Origin of the sequence: Comamonas brasiliensis (assembly GCF_018292285.1) — a bacterium.
In the GTDB taxonomy this organism is placed as follows: Bacteria; Pseudomonadota; Gammaproteobacteria; order Burkholderiales; family Burkholderiaceae_C; genus Comamonas; species Comamonas brasiliensis.
This window is the reverse complement of record NZ_JAANES010000001.1, coordinates 1,398,131-1,411,247: the sequence shown is the minus strand read 5'-3', so window position 1 is coordinate 1,411,247 and position 13,117 is coordinate 1,398,131. Positions and strand designations below refer to the sequence as shown.

The 13,117-nt window shown below is 60.3% G+C and carries 13 protein-coding genes; 5 read left to right on the top strand and 8 right to left on the bottom strand.

Going from position 1 to position 13,117, the window contains the following annotated elements:
* Nucleotides 1–32 precede the first annotated feature (32 nt).
* From DJFAAGMI_RS06300 to DJFAAGMI_RS06285, 4 genes are all read right to left on the bottom strand, one after another.
* Nucleotides 33–833 carry an ABC transporter ATP-binding protein gene (locus DJFAAGMI_RS06300; protein ID WP_211456371.1) on the bottom strand — a complete coding sequence of 267 codons (801 nt, stop codon included), beginning with the start codon at nt 831–833 and terminating at the stop codon, nt 33–35.
* Nucleotides 830–1,864: a FecCD family ABC transporter permease gene (locus tag DJFAAGMI_RS06295; RefSeq protein ID WP_211456759.1), complete on the bottom strand. Its 1,035-nt coding sequence runs from the start codon at nt 1,862–1,864 to the stop codon at nt 830–832. Before DJFAAGMI_RS06295 ends, DJFAAGMI_RS06300 begins: the two co-directional genes overlap by 4 nt.
* Before the next feature lie 74 nt (nt 1,865–1,938).
* Nucleotides 1,939–3,135: an ABC transporter substrate-binding protein gene (locus DJFAAGMI_RS06290; RefSeq protein WP_249333855.1), complete on the bottom strand. Its 1,197-nt coding sequence runs from the start codon at nt 3,133–3,135 to the stop codon at nt 1,939–1,941.
* A 124-nt stretch (nt 3,136–3,259) separates the two neighbouring features.
* Nucleotides 3,260–5,626 carry a TonB-dependent receptor gene (locus DJFAAGMI_RS06285; RefSeq protein WP_249333852.1) on the bottom strand — a complete coding sequence of 789 codons (2,367 nt, stop codon included), beginning with the start codon at nt 5,624–5,626 and terminating at the stop codon, nt 3,260–3,262.
* A gap of 106 nt (nt 5,627–5,732) precedes the next feature.
* On the opposite strand from DJFAAGMI_RS06285, the gene DJFAAGMI_RS06280 reads away from it, so the two are divergent.
* Nucleotides 5,733–6,527: a response regulator gene (locus DJFAAGMI_RS06280; RefSeq protein ID WP_211456370.1), complete on the top strand. Its 795-nt coding sequence runs from the start codon at nt 5,733–5,735 to the stop codon at nt 6,525–6,527.
* Between the two features lie 95 nt (nt 6,528–6,622).
* On the top strand, nt 6,623–7,957 hold the full coding sequence (locus DJFAAGMI_RS06275; protein WP_211456369.1) for an ATP-binding protein: 1,335 nt from the start codon (nt 6,623–6,625) through the stop codon (nt 7,955–7,957).
* 125 nt (nt 7,958–8,082) lie between these two features.
* Here the strand turns inward: DJFAAGMI_RS06275 and DJFAAGMI_RS06270 are convergent, their stop codons facing one another.
* A complete protein-coding gene (locus tag DJFAAGMI_RS06270; RefSeq protein WP_211456368.1) occupies nt 8,083–8,976 on the bottom strand; it encodes a LysR substrate-binding domain-containing protein in 894 nt (297 codons plus the stop codon).
* Nucleotides 8,977–9,070: 94 nt separating this feature from the next.
* Between DJFAAGMI_RS06270 and DJFAAGMI_RS06265 the strand changes: the two genes are divergently transcribed.
* Together DJFAAGMI_RS06265 and DJFAAGMI_RS06260 are read left to right on the top strand one after the other, a co-directional pair.
* A complete protein-coding gene (locus tag DJFAAGMI_RS06265; protein WP_211456367.1) occupies nt 9,071–10,291 on the top strand; it encodes a M20 aminoacylase family protein in 1,221 nt (406 codons plus the stop codon).
* A gap of 2 nt (nt 10,292–10,293) precedes the next feature.
* Nucleotides 10,294–11,292 (top strand): tripartite tricarboxylate transporter substrate binding protein, encoded by a 999-nt coding sequence (locus DJFAAGMI_RS06260; RefSeq protein WP_211456366.1) that lies wholly within the window; start codon nt 10,294–10,296, stop codon nt 11,290–11,292.
* Nucleotides 11,293–11,570: 278 nt separating this feature from the next.
* Here the strand turns inward: DJFAAGMI_RS06260 and DJFAAGMI_RS06255 are convergent, their stop codons facing one another.
* A complete protein-coding gene (locus DJFAAGMI_RS06255; protein ID WP_211456365.1) occupies nt 11,571–11,999 on the bottom strand; it encodes a helix-turn-helix domain-containing protein in 429 nt (142 codons plus the stop codon).
* Between the two features lie 79 nt (nt 12,000–12,078).
* On the opposite strand from DJFAAGMI_RS06255, the gene DJFAAGMI_RS06250 reads away from it, so the two are divergent.
* Nucleotides 12,079–12,570 (top strand): DUF2938 family protein, encoded by a 492-nt coding sequence (locus DJFAAGMI_RS06250; protein WP_211456364.1) that lies wholly within the window; start codon nt 12,079–12,081, stop codon nt 12,568–12,570.
* 102 nt (nt 12,571–12,672) lie between these two features.
* On the opposite strand, the gene DJFAAGMI_RS25240 is transcribed toward DJFAAGMI_RS06250, so the two are convergent.
* The gene (locus tag DJFAAGMI_RS25240; RefSeq protein ID WP_419095606.1) at nt 12,673–12,759 is read right to left on the bottom strand and encodes a hypothetical protein; all 87 of its coding nucleotides are present in this window, start codon (nt 12,757–12,759) and stop codon (nt 12,673–12,675) included.
* Nucleotides 12,760–12,876: 117 nt separating this feature from the next.
* Entirely contained in the window at nt 12,877–13,074 is a 198-nt protein-coding gene (locus tag DJFAAGMI_RS06240) for a methyltransferase domain-containing protein (RefSeq protein WP_249334043.1), read from the bottom strand.
* Between the last annotated feature and the right edge of the window lie 43 nt (nt 13,075–13,117).

Sequence of the window (13,117 nt, the reverse complement as noted above, 5' to 3'; positions counted from 1 at the left end):
AGCAGGATGCAATGTCTGGTCGATAGGAGGGATCAGGCGATCAGTCCGTCCACGATCACCTGTGGTGTGCCGCGTGAACAGGTCTCCACGCGCGCTAGCACGCCATAAACGCGCGCCAGCAGTTCGGGGGTGACGGCCTTATGTGGCGGGCCGTCGGCCAGCAGTTCTCCGTCCTTGAGCACCAGCACTCGGTCGGCATGGCGCAGTGCAATGCTGAGGTCGTGCAGCACCACCAGCGTGATCATGCGATGGCGCTGGGTTTCTTCCCGGACCAGCGACATCACATGGAACTGGTGGTTCAGGTCCAGCGCAGACAGAGGCTCGTCCAGCAGCAGCACGCGTGGCTGGCGAATCAGCGCTTGCGCAAGGCCTGCCAATTGAGCCTGCCCACCCGAGAGCTCGTCCAGATGGCGCATCGCAAGATGGCCTATGCCCAGGCGCTGCAGCAGAATGGCGCCTTGCTCTACGGCGTCGGAGGGCAGTTCGTTGTCGGCTGTCCAAGGAGAGTGGGGCGATGCCTTGCGCGCGGCCAGCAGCGATTCGATGACGCGCAGATGGACGGGTGCAGGCAGAGCCTGCGGCAGATATACAACGCGTTTGGCACGCTCGGCCAGGCTGGCTTTGTCCAGTTCCATGCCCTCGAATGCAATGCATCCCCGTGCGCTGGCCAGACCGGCCAGCGCGCGCAGCATGGTGGACTTGCCGCTGCCATTGGGCCCCAGGACTACGGTGACGGAGCCAGGCTGCAGATCGAGAACGTTCAGCGACGGGATGACGGTGCGTCGTCCATACGCGACGTTCAGTTGCGTGATGTTCAGTCCCTGGGTGTTCATGCGCGTCCCCTGGTCTTCAGCACGATGGCCAGGAAGAACGGAATACCTACCAACGAGGTGACGATACCCACAGGCACGATCACATCAGGTACCAGGGATTTGGAGGCTACAGAGGCGAGCGAGAGAACGAGGGCCCCTGTGAGAGCCGAGGCAGGTAGATAGAAACGATGATCGTCCCCCACCAGACGACGTGCAATATGCGGCGCAACCAGTCCGATAAAGCCGATGCTGCCCACAAAGGCCACCGAAAGAGCGGCCAGCAGGCTGATGCGAAGCAGTGCGCCCAGACGCAGACGACGCACATCCACGCCAAAGCTTGCGGCTCGATCCTCGCCCAGGCGCAGTGCGGTGAGTCGCCAGGCATTGCGCATGGAAAACGGCAACACCAGAGCCAGTGCCATGGCCAGGGCCATCACCTTGGGCCAGGTGGCGCGCGAGAGGCTGCCCATGGTCCAGAACACCAGGCCCTGCAGTGCTTCTGCCGTGGCAATGAACTGCAGCAGGGCCACCAAGGCGTTGAAGCTGAACACCAGAGCTATGCCAAACAGCACCACGCCCGTCGTGCTCATGCCGCCCCAGCGCGCGACCAGATCCAATAGCAAAGCGGATGCCATGGCAAAGACAAAGGCGTTGGCGGGCACGGCCCAGGCAGCGGGAATTCCTGGCAGGCTCCAGTCCAGCACGATGGCCAGCGCGGCCCCGAATGCGGCAGCGGACGACAGGCCCAGGGTGAACGGGCTTGCCAGCGGATTGGCCAGCACAGTCTGCATTTCTGCACCGGCAAGGCCCAGGGCCAGACCGACGGTCACGGCCATGAGTGCGTAGGGCAGGCGGATGTTCCAGACAATGACGCGTAGCGCGGGCGCAGCCGAGTCGGGCGCGAGCAGGGTGTGCAGCAAGGTCGGCAGTTCCAGGCCAGAAGGCCCGGTGGTGAAGTCTGTCAGCAGCGCGCCAAGAATGGCGGTGCCCAGCAAGGCCAGAACCAGCAGTCGCCAACCTGAAAGGCGCTTGTAGGCCCGTGCAAGCTGCATGGGATCCGGTTGCAGCGGTTGACGGGCCTGCACACTGGCTGTCAGGCCTTGCTTGAGCGTAGCGGCAGAAGCTGTCATTTGCTGGCTCCGCGACTGGCAATATCACCCCAGTAAGCACCTTGCATGGGCAGGGCGGTGAGGAAGCGCTGATTGATTTCCGTCATGGTGGCCTGAGGATCGACGTCCTTGAAGAGGTCCGGGTAGAACCACTTGGCCATGGCTTCTATGGCGAGAATGTTGGTGGGCGCATCGTAGAAGTTGTGCCAGAGACCATGGGCACGGCCCGAGCGCACGGAGCTGAGCACTTCGAAACCGGGGCGCAGGGCCAGCTCTTTCAGACTGGTGCCCAGCAGTTCAGCGCTTACTCCTTCGCCCGCCTTGAGCATGGGCCGGCTGCTTTGCGGGCGGCTGCCGGTGGCGATGTACACATCGGGGTCCTGTGCAATCAATGCCTCCTGGTGCAGGTCGCCGATAGCACCGGGAATCTTGCCCTGGGCGATGTTTACGCCGCCTGCTGCGTCGATAAACTCGCCGATGTTGCCCTTGCCTGCCGTGTGGCAGCAGCCATCCCAAACGCCCGCCAGCAGCTCCGCAAACACGCGTGGGCGTTTGTTGCTGGGGATGTCCTTCACACGCGACTGCACACGCTGCAGATGCTCTTCATAGAAGCTGGCATAGGCGTTGGCCTGGGCTTCACGGTGCACAGCCTTGCCCAGAATGCGGATGCTGCTGGCGGTGTTGCGCACTGGTTGGGCGCGGAAGTCGATGAATACAACGGGCACACCGGACTTCTCAAGCTCCTTGACCAGACCGCTCTGGCGTCCTGGCCCGTGGCCACCAAGGCCAAAGATGGCAATGTCGGGCTTGGTCGATACCGATTTTTCGAAGCTCACACTGTCTTCCGAGGTGCGCCCGATCAGCGGGATGCGTTCAATTTGCGGGAAGCGCTGTTTGTAGACAGCCCAGCCATTCGGATCGGCAAATGCCAGCTCGCCTTGCCAGCCCACAATGCGCTTGAGCGGGTCGGCACCCTCCATCAGCGCGAGCGCGTAGAGAAATCGACCTTCACCCAGCAGGATGTGATCAACCTTGACAGGAATGCGCACCGTGCGGCCCACGATGTCCACAACCGAGACTTCGACCGGCTGTGATGCGGCGGGAGCAGTGCCTTGTGCATGGGCGGGTGTGCCGATCACGCAGGCGGTCAGCATGGCCAGACTTGTGGCCTGCAACAGGTGCTGCAGTCTGGAGAATGAAAAGTGAAAGGTCATGATAGAGGGCATTCAAAAGTCAACGCTTGCTTGCCAGGTGCTGGCATGCGCCCGTTCGCAGCGCGACCTGCAACTGCCGTGCAAGCGCTGCGTTACGAGAGCGTCCGAAGCAACTTGGCCGAGATCAGAACGACATATCGAGGCTGGCCGTGTAGGTACGGCCGGCACCGGGGATGCCGTACAGCTGGAAGCCATCCAGGGACGAACCTATGCGGCTCCAGTAGAAGCGGTTGGCGATGTTGTTGATATTGAAGTTGGCCGTCATCTGACGGTTGATGCGCCAGCGCAGGGCCAGGTTCTGCACCACATAGCCTGGGGCTTTTTCGCGGTCCACCACATAGATCGGGTGGGCGCCGTTCGGCCCCGAGACGGTGCTTGAGTTGTTGTTCAGACCACCGACTATCACGTTGTCGGCATAGCGACGCTGGCCTACATACTGCGCGCCATAGCTCACCGTGAGGGCAGGCGTGAGCAGGTAGGAAGTCCAGACGCTACCGGCCCAGTCGGGCACGTTCTTGGCTTCGGCGCCCTCATTCACACCTTTGGTGATACGACTCTTGAGGTGCGAAAGGCTGGCCATCACAGACCAGCGCGGCGTGATTTCGCCTTGCGCACTCAGCTCGAAGCCCTGTACGCGCTTGGCTGGCAGGGAGCGTACGGGAGAGCTGTTGTCGGGGTTGTATTCCCAGGAGTCGGTGAGCTCGGTGCGAAAGACGGCACCGGTGACGGAGAGGCGTCCGTCCAGCGCATCCCATTTGCTACCAGCTTCCCAGGTACGAGAGAGCGCAGGCTGGTAGTCGAACTGTGCCGCCGTGCCATTGATGGCATTGTTGGTGGTCACGCCCAGTGCCGATGGCTGAGCCGCACGGCTGTAGGCCGCGTAGATGGAGCCTTGCTTGGCAGGCTTGTAGACGATTCCCAGGCGACCGCTGAGCGCACCGTCGGTGCGGCTTCTGTCGACGTTCTTCGCGTTCCAGCGGTCGTAGCGCAGGGCTGTCTGTGCCTGCCAGCGTTCGTTAAAGGTAATGGTGTCATTTACATACACACCCATGTTCTGTACCGATGCACGCGCGCTGCCTGCACCCACGATGGTGGGTGTGCCGGCGAAGATCGTGTTGGGGTTGGCGGGGTCGAAGCTCAGCGTGCCATTTGGCAGGTCCAGGCTGCGTTCGTGATCGCCGTAGGTTTCTCGGTAGAGCTCCAGACCGGCTGTGAGCCGGTGCTGCAATCCAGCTGTCTCAAACTGGGTGCGCACATCCGTTTGATTGTTGGCGATGGTGTAGCGCTTGGAGCTCGACATGGCGGCCAGACGTAGCGAGATCGGCTGGCCTGTGGTGTCCACCAAGTCGTAGTCGCCATAGGAAGCGATATTGCCAGGGGCTGTCACCAGCGGCCCCTTGCCGATATAACCCAGGCTGTTGCGCGTACCGGTCGCATTGAATCGCGCGGGGGAAAGCACGCTCCAGCTGTCGACGCGTTCATAACGGAACTGGTTGCGGATGGTTGTGTCCGCAGCAAGGTCTCGCTCAATTCGGGCCGTGATGCTGTCGGTTCTTGCCTGCTGTGTGTACAGATTGGAAGCGCCAAACCAGGCATTGCGTGCGATGCCGGGCATCAGGTTGCCGCGTGTGCCGCGTTGTATGGGCAGGCCGCCGTCAGGAGTGTTGTCATCGGACTGATGCAGCACGTTGACGACAACGCGCGTGTCCGTGCCCAGGCCGTGGGCGAAGGATGCCGCCACGCCATAGCGGTCGAAGTCGACCACATTGCGGCCGGCGACCTCATTCTTGTGCTTCATCAGATTCAGGCGCAGCGCACCGGTCTCCCCGATGGGGCGATTCAGGTCGGCGGTGGCGCGAGCATAGCCATCGCTGCCTAGGCCGAAGCTGGCGTTGTAGAACGTATCACGCTTGGCTTCCTTGCTCACCAGGTTCACGCTGCCGCCGACGGCCGACACTCCCGATTCTACTGACCCCGTGCCCTTGAAGACTTCGGCTTGCTCCAGATTGAACGTATCCGTGCGGCTGGCCATGCCCGCGTCGCGCACGCCGTCGATGGTGATGCTTTGCTCAGCGGAGAAACCGCGAATGGTGAAGAAGTCACCCCAACCCAGATTGCCTTCGCCGGAGCTGAAGGTGATGCCGGCCACGTTCTGCAGCACATCCTGCAGGGTTTGCGCATTCTGTTGGCGCAGTACTTCAGCCGGCACCACCGTGATGCTCTGAGGTGTGTCGCGCAGCGGCTGGGTGAATTTGGGAGACTGCACGGATTGAGCCTGATAGTCGGGCTTGTCGCGATTGGCGTGCACCTCCACGAGAGGCATCGTGGCCGCATCGTCGGCGGCCAGGGCTTGGCTGCTCGTCGCCAGCAGCGTGGGGCCCAGCACCAGCATCAGGCTGGCCAAGGCAGGAGACAATGAGGGCTCCAGACGTGAAGCCGATGAAAATTCACGCGAATCGCGCGCTGGCATGGAGGGGACGGAGATGCTCATGACTGCAATAAACTAGAATGAAAATCGTTCTTATTGATAGATGAGCCGTCACTCTAGTGAGGCAAGCGCCCCTCCGACAGACAGGCGAGGGCAGATTTGCAATGCAATGTTTTCCCTAGCTGCTTCAACACAATCCATTACATTTCCCCCGAAAAGCTCCGTACCGTCGTCGCATGCCGCCGCCAGGGCTCGCATTCTGGTCGTGGATGACGACCCAGAGATCCGCGAGTTGCTGTGTGACTATCTGCAGGCCAACGGCATGCAGCCGTCTGCGGTTGCGAATGGCGAGGCTATGTGGGACTGGCTGGCGCGCCACAGCGCAGATCTCATCGTGCTGGATCTGATGCTTCCGGGCGTGGACGGGCTGACGCTATGCCGCAGTCTGAGTGAGCGGACCCACATTCCTGTGGTGATGCTCACGGCGCGCGGTGCGCTCATGGACCGCATCCTTGGTCTGGAGATGGGGGCTGATGACTATCTGCCCAAGCCCTTTGATCCCCGCGAACTACTGGCGCGCATTGGGGTGGTGCTGCGTCGCACGCGGCAGGTGCCAGCCTCTCTGCATGAACCCGAGCGGCTTGCCACACTGCGCTTTGCCGGCTGGACGCTGAACATGCACACGCGCGAGTTGCACTCTCCCGATGGTGTGCTGGTAACCTTGGCCCAGTCGGACTACCGCGTGCTTTGCGCCCTGGTTCAGAACCCGCATCGGACGCTGAGCCGGGACTATCTGGCCGAGTATGCCTTCGGCCGCGAGCGCATGGCGCTGGATCGTGCCATTGACGTTTGCATCAGCCGCCTGCGTCATCATCTGGAGTCCAACCCGCGCAAGGCGCAGGTACTGCGAACAGTCCGCAATGCAGGCTATTTGCTGGCTTGCGATGTCGAGACACTGGAGTGAGTGCGTCCGCTGCATCGGCATGGCTCCGTAGCCTGTTGACAAGGTTGTGGCCGCAGACGCTGTCTGGCCGCATCGCAGCAATCCTCATCATTGGCATGCTGGCTGCGCAGGCGCTGACCGGAACCATCTGGTGGGAGGTGCGGCAAAGTCAGCTGCTGGAAGTGCCTTTGAGGCTGGTGGCAGCTCGTGCAGCCGATACCTCGGTGCTGTTGTCTGCCATGCCGCGCGAACAGCGAAATATGCTGTTGGAGCAATGGAACACCAGCCATTACTCACTGCAGCTGCTCGATGAGATACCACCGACAGCCGACGAGACTAAGCCTTTCATCGCAGAGGCGCAGGTCTTGATCGCTCAGGTTCTGCAGGAGCGTTTGGGGCGCACTGTGCCCGTGCGGGTGCTGCAGCTGGGCTTGCGTGGGGAGGAGCAAGTGGACGGCTCTCACTCGGCCAATGTATTGACATCGGGTAGACCAGAGGCTCATGTACGCATGGCCATGCAACTTGCCGACAAGCAGTGGCTGGTGGTGAGTGCACAGGAAAGCGAAATTGGCTATCCGGTACGGCCGCTGCATGCCTTGGCCGACTATGTGCTGCGCGTCTATCTGCTGCGCAGTCTCGTGATCGTGGCGTTTGCGTTGGTGGCAGTACGCTTGGCCATGCGACCGCTCCAGCGCATGGCCAGGGCCGCAGAAGCTCTGGGTCGAGATTTGCAAAGCCCACCACTCGAGACCGATGGACCGCGCGAGGTGCAACAGGCGGCGCAGGCTTTCAATGCCATGCAAAAGCAGATCTCAGAGGGAGTGGCCGAGAGAACGCGCTTTCTGGCGGCGGTGTCGCATGACCTGCGTTCTCCCATCACACGGTTGCGCTTGCGTGCCGAAATGCTGGAAACCGAGGCCTTGCGGGCCAAGTTCCGCAATGATCTGCAGGAAATGGAGCATATGGTGTCTTCCACGCTGGACATGCTTACCGGCGCTGATGCTCAGGGGCCGCGTCAGCCAGTGGATATCAATGCCTTGATACAGGGGATGGCACAGGACATACATGAGTCCAGTAGCCAGGAGATTCCCATCCATGGTCAGGCAGGCGGTCCTTATATCGGCTATGCGCAAAGCCTGCGCCGCTGTCTGCAGAATCTGATCGAGAATGCGCTGCGCTATGCCCATGAGGTGCAGCTGCATGTCAGCGACGCCCATGATTTTCTGAGCATCAGCGTGCGCGATCGTGGTCCCGGGATCCCACCGGATCAGATCTCTCGTGTGCTGGAGCCCTTCTATCGCGTGGAGCATTCGCGCAATGCTTCCTCGGGTGGAGTGGGTCTCGGCCTGTCCATTGCGCAGACCGTGGCGCATGCACATGGAGGCCAGTTGCTGTTGCGCAATCTACCGGGCGGAGGCCTGGAGGCAACGCTGAAGTTGCCGCGCCAGTGACGGCCTGGGCTGAAGTTGTGGCATTGAGTCAGGGGTTCGTAGCCTGAAGCAGCCCCGGGGTTGGATAGCAGTTTGCGCAATGATTTTCAGAGCGCTGGGCCGATATAAGCATGTTGAATCACTTCCTAAGTTTTGCGAAAATACTTCATGAACAGCGCCGCCAGTGGCTTCGCTGCGCTGCTCAACGGGACACCGCGCAACTGGACCAAGCCAAGCGCCATAGGTGGCGGCAGTGGCTCCACCTGCAGACGCTGTAGTCCTGCTCCATAAATCTTGTCGTTCAGGAGAATTTCGGGGCAGAAACCAAGTACGTCAGTGCGCCTCATCAGCTCGCTCATCAGCGTCGAGGAAGTGCAGTTGACCATCTTGCGCGGCTCCGCCAAGCCCTGGCCTCGAAGCCAGCTCACCAGCGTCTCGCTCTGGCTGCCCGCTGAGTAGTTCAAAACCCAGGTCGCGTCACGAAGCTCATCCCAGGTTTTCGCCTTGGCCAGCGGATGGCCTTGTCTTCCGGCGGGCATGGCAATCACGTCCATCAGTGGTTTGAAGACCAGTTCATAAGGCAGATCGGTGGGGTCGGCAATGGCCAGTGCGAAGTCCAGTCGTCCCTCGAGCAGAGCCGGAATCAAACTGCTAAGAAAGCCTTCACTGAGCGCCAGTTGCACACCCGGTGCCAGTTGTTCGAACGTTTTCCAGACTTCGGGCAGTGCCTTGATCGAAACCAGGGGTGACATCGCCACGGCCACCCGGGCGCCCGAGCCGCCGCGGATCAGCCGTACCTCTTCGCGCGCCTTGTCCAGCATCGATAGCGCCAGGCGTGCATGAGATAGCAGCACTTTGCCAGCCGGGGTGAATTCAATGCCCCTGTAGCTGCGTACCAGCAGCTCTGCACCTACATCCTCCTCCAGTTCGCGAAGCGACTTGGTCAGGGCGCTCTGGCTCAGAAAGAGTGCACGGGCAGCAGCGCGTATGGAGCCGCTTTCGGCGACCTGGGTGAAAGCCCGAATCTGATGATTTTTCATAAGGGCAGGGTTTTCATCGGGTGAATCGTTTTGGTTGTCTCCTCGGAAAATATACCGGCTTTTGGTGCGATGACCGAGACGCTACATTTTTTGCATGCACTCGAAATTCAGCTCCTACATAGATACCGATGCCATGCTCGCATGGCGCCACGCCATCCATCGTCAGCCCGAACTGGGCTTTGAAGAGTTCCAGACCAGTGCACTGGTCGAGCGTTGCCTGCGCGAGTGGGGCTATGAGGTCACCACCGGGCTTGCGGGAACAGGATTGGTTGGCTCCCTGAAGTTTGGCCCTGGTTCCAGACGCCTGGGACTGCGTGCGGAAATGGACGCACTGCCCATTCAGGAGGACACGGGCCTGCCATGGGCCAGCGAGGTGCCCGGAAAAATGCACGGCTGCGGGCACGATGGTCACACAACCATGCTGCTTGGCGCGGCACAGGCGTTAGCCAAGCTACATCGCGAAGGCAAGCATGCCATGGATGGCATGCTGCATCTGATCTTCCAGCCTGCGGAGGAACTGGGCGGTGCGGGCGGTGCCCAGCGCATGATGAAGGAGGGACTGTTTGCGCGCTTTCCCTGCGACGCGGTCTTTGCCATGCACAACATGCCAGGCATGGAGCAGGGCCAGATACTGTTTCGTGAAGGGGCATGCATGGCCTCCTCCGATAGGGCAACTCTGGTGTTCGAGGGCTGCGGCGGCCACGGCGCCATGCCGCACCTGGCGACCGATCCGACGGTGGTTGCAGCGTCCACGGTAATGGCCTTGCAAAGCATCGTCGCACGCAATGTAGATCCGCTGGCATCGGCAGTAATCACCGTGGGACGCCTTCAGGCCGGGCAAACCTACAACGTGATCCCGGAGACCGCCGAACTGGAGCTGAGCATCCGAGCCCTGAAGCCCGAGGTACGCGATCTGCTGGAGGAGCGCATTCGGGCGGTGGCGCGAGGTCAGGCCGACAGCTTTGGCGCACAGTGTCACATCACCTATGAGCGTGGCTACCCGGTGCTGGTCAACTCTCCCTCTGAAACCCAGTTTGCGATGGGTATAGCCCGGTCGCTGTTCGGCGATGCGCGGGTCGTAGCCAATGCCGATCCGCTGTGCGCGAGTGAGGATTTCGCATACATGCTGGAAGAGCGCCCTGGTTGCTACCTCTTCATAGGCAATGGTGACAACGGTCACACACATGGCACCGCCTCGGGACCCTGCAATGTGCACAACCCCAGTTTCGACTTCAACGATCGCAACCTCGAAACCGGCGCCACATTCTGGATGGCTCTGGCCCATTCCTTTCTTTCAACCCACGCTCGAAGCTGATCATGAAAAAACCTGACTCCATCTTCCGTCGACATGCTCTTGTCCTGTCGCTTGGTTCCTTGTGTGTGGGCACATTCGCAATGGGCGCTGCGCGGGCAGCCGATCAGCGTGTGGTGACTCTGCTCGTTCCGTATCCGGCCGGAGGCCTGTCGGATTCCATTGCTCGGGCGATAAGTACAGCATTGGGTCGGGCCCTGAATCAGCAGGTCATCGTGGACAATCTGGGCGGCGTAAGCGGTTCACTGGCCGCGCAGAAGGTGCTGAACGCGCCCGCTGACGGGCACATGATCTTTCTCGGCTCACCCAACGAGGTGATTCTCTCGCCCATGATCAACGCTGCCGTGAAGCTGAGAGCCGAAGACTTTCGCATGCTGGGCCAGGTGGCAGTGAATCCGCTGGTTCTGCTGACACGTGCCACACTGCCCGTGCGCAATGTCGATGAATTCATTGCCTATGCCAAGTCCCAGGACAAAGGTCTGTCCTATGGCAGCGTCGGCATGGGCTCCATGTATCACCTGTTGGCTGAAAGCATGGCGCAGCAGACCCAGATCCACGTCACGCATGTACCCTACAAGGGCATGGCCCCCATGGTGCAGGATGTCGGAGGCAACAGTATCGACTTTGCCATCCTGCCCTATGCAACGAGTTTCAAGGGAATGTCCGAGCAGGGGCGCCTGAGGCTCATCGGGTGGCTGGCTCCCACACGCAGCGAGCTGGATCCTTCCGTGCCCGCTCTTGGAGAAGGCAAGATTCTGAAGAATTTCAGCCATTCCACCTGGGCCGGCCTCATGGTGAGTCGTAGAACTCCCGAGGACATGGTGGTACGTCTGAACAAGGCGCTGACCGAAGTGCTGCGTGATCCCGAGGTACGGCACCAGATTGCGGCCACCGGATCGGAAGCGCCGCAACCCCAGACGCTGGCTGAGGCGGAGCGGAAACTCAAGGAAGACACCGTCAAATTTCGCGCCATGGCCAAAAACATTCAACTCCAGCCGCAGTAAGCACTACAGGCTGACGCCGTACAGGACGTTTTGGCAAGTGCGGCGGCCAGCGGCGCGCACAGGACGTTCAGCCTGGGCTGCCTGAAGCTCAAAAGGTCGCAATCAACCCGCAAAACTTTGCGACTGACTCTGCCAGGACATGAGCGGCGGGGTGCTGCTAGCAGGCACGGCCGGGATGCGGCGATCCAGAACGTTTGGTCTCGGCGGACATTCGTGCAGGCTTGGGGGACCTACAGCGGTTGGCTGTGGTTTGCTCGGTGAACCATCAGGTCAGGAGTTCAAACCCCTTTGGCTTTGCTGGCTGCGACTGTTAATGGCGTGATTTTCCCTGCCAGGGCTGCATGCATCAGTCCTTGAAACGTAGCGCAATCCAGATGATTTTTCTCAGGGCAATTGGCCGCGTGCCGCAAGCCGTCACGCACGGCCTTCAGCCGCTTGATGGACTGCTGCACCTGATCTGCCTTGGCAAGCAGCATTTCCCGACTGACCTGCACTTTTCCGTCAGGGGGCAGCATTGAGTGGATTTCTTCTAGTGAGAACCCTGCAGCGCGCCCAAGAGCGATGACTGACAGTCGCTCCAGTACCTGAGCATCGAACAGGCGTCGCTGTCCCTGTCGGCCTATGGAATGTATCAATCCCCTCTCTTCGTAGAAGCGAAGTGTCGATGGGGGTAGCCCGGTTCTTTTTACTACTTCTGAGATTTCCATATTCAGCTATTGCGCTCAAGTGCACTTGAGCACCTACAGTGGTTTACATCACTGTAATCCTCAGAAGCGATGCTAGGAAATGATTAGTCTGACGAGTATTTTTGCACCGGCTCTGGCTGTCGGTATCGGCGCGACATTGCTGATGGACCTGTGGTCTGCAATGCTGCGCCGCATGGGCGTTGCCACCCTGAATTACGCACTGCTTGGACGCTGGTGCCTCCACTGGCGAAGCGGCACCTGGTTCCACCAGTCCATTGGAGAAGCTTCCGCTGCACATGGCGAAAAAATCATTGGCTGGACGGTGCATTACCTGATCGGCATCCTGTTTGCGATGATGTTCTTGAGTATTGCGGATCCTTCGTGGACAGAGGCTCCTACATTCGTTCCCGCGCTGGTATTTGGCGCAGCAACCGTGGCGCTGCCCTGGTTCGTTCTGCAGCCAGCGCTAGGAGCTGGGGTGGCTAGCGGAAAAACACCCCGTCCCTGGCGCAACCGCGCGGTGGGACTGGCTACGCATCTTGTTTTTGGGGGGAGTCTCTATCTTTGTGCGAAAGCAATTGCCTTGATCTAGGTTTCGATTTGCGCAGCAAATGCAGAATGCTCTGCGCCTTGCCAAGACCCTGCATAAAGCGAGCGGCGTAAAGGATTGCACGCCGGTGCATGCCTTCACCCATCAAGCCGCTTTGTCATGGCACGCGACCTTGAACAACAAGGTTCTGCCATTTATGGCGATGAGCTCGATCTCAGCACTGACTTTCATGCCAACGAAGGTTGCGAATACCTGGCTGACATTCACATGGGGAGCTGCTGTTTTCTGCCCGGCAACAGAACGGAATTCAGACCTTGAATGCAGGTTTGTTCCTTGATTTAGACCCCGCTAGCTGCTCAATGCCATCACGCATCCTGGTGCTGCTGCCTTTTTGACCTGCTGATAGAACGCAGGCAGGTTGAACCAATGGGCGGCCTGGGTCGCGGTAATCAGGCTGGCACAGTCATCAGCCAGTGGCAGCTGTTTCGCCGGTGCACATTGATAGGTGATTCGCTCGTAGGGGGTGATGTTTGCGATCTGGCTCAATCCTGCAAAGGTGAAAGCCTCAGGCAAGAGGAGCGCCTGAGGC

Coding starts and splice junctions, on each gene's coding strand:
- DJFAAGMI_RS06285 (WP_249333852.1), bottom strand. CDS start 5,626: ATGAGCATCTCCGTCCCCTCCATGCCAGCGCGCGATTCGCGTGAATTT.
- DJFAAGMI_RS06270 (WP_211456368.1), bottom strand. CDS start 8,976: ATGAAAAATCATCAGATTCGGGCTTTCACCCAGGTCGCCGAAAGCGGC.
- DJFAAGMI_RS06300 (WP_211456371.1), bottom strand. CDS start 833: ATGAACACCCAGGGACTGAACATCACGCAACTGAACGTCGCGTATGGA.
- DJFAAGMI_RS06255 (WP_211456365.1), bottom strand. CDS start 11,999: ATGGAAATCTCAGAAGTAGTAAAAAGAACCGGGCTACCCCCATCGACA.
- DJFAAGMI_RS06260 (WP_211456366.1), top strand. CDS start 10,294: ATGAAAAAACCTGACTCCATCTTCCGTCGACATGCTCTTGTCCTGTCG.
- DJFAAGMI_RS06265 (WP_211456367.1), top strand. CDS start 9,071: ATGCACTCGAAATTCAGCTCCTACATAGATACCGATGCCATGCTCGCA.
- DJFAAGMI_RS06275 (WP_211456369.1), top strand. CDS start 6,623: ATGCTGGCTGCGCAGGCGCTGACCGGAACCATCTGGTGGGAGGTGCGG.
- DJFAAGMI_RS06290 (WP_249333855.1), bottom strand. CDS start 3,135: ATGACCTTTCACTTTTCATTCTCCAGACTGCAGCACCTGTTGCAGGCC.
- DJFAAGMI_RS25240 (WP_419095606.1), bottom strand. CDS start 12,759: ATGAAAGTCAGTGCTGAGATCGAGCTCATCGCCATAAATGGCAGAACC.
- DJFAAGMI_RS06250 (WP_211456364.1), top strand. CDS start 12,079: ATGATTAGTCTGACGAGTATTTTTGCACCGGCTCTGGCTGTCGGTATC.
- DJFAAGMI_RS06295 (WP_211456759.1), bottom strand. CDS start 1,864: ATGCAGCTTGCACGGGCCTACAAGCGCCTTTCAGGTTGGCGACTGCTG.
- DJFAAGMI_RS06280 (WP_211456370.1), top strand. CDS start 5,733: ATGTTTTCCCTAGCTGCTTCAACACAATCCATTACATTTCCCCCGAAA.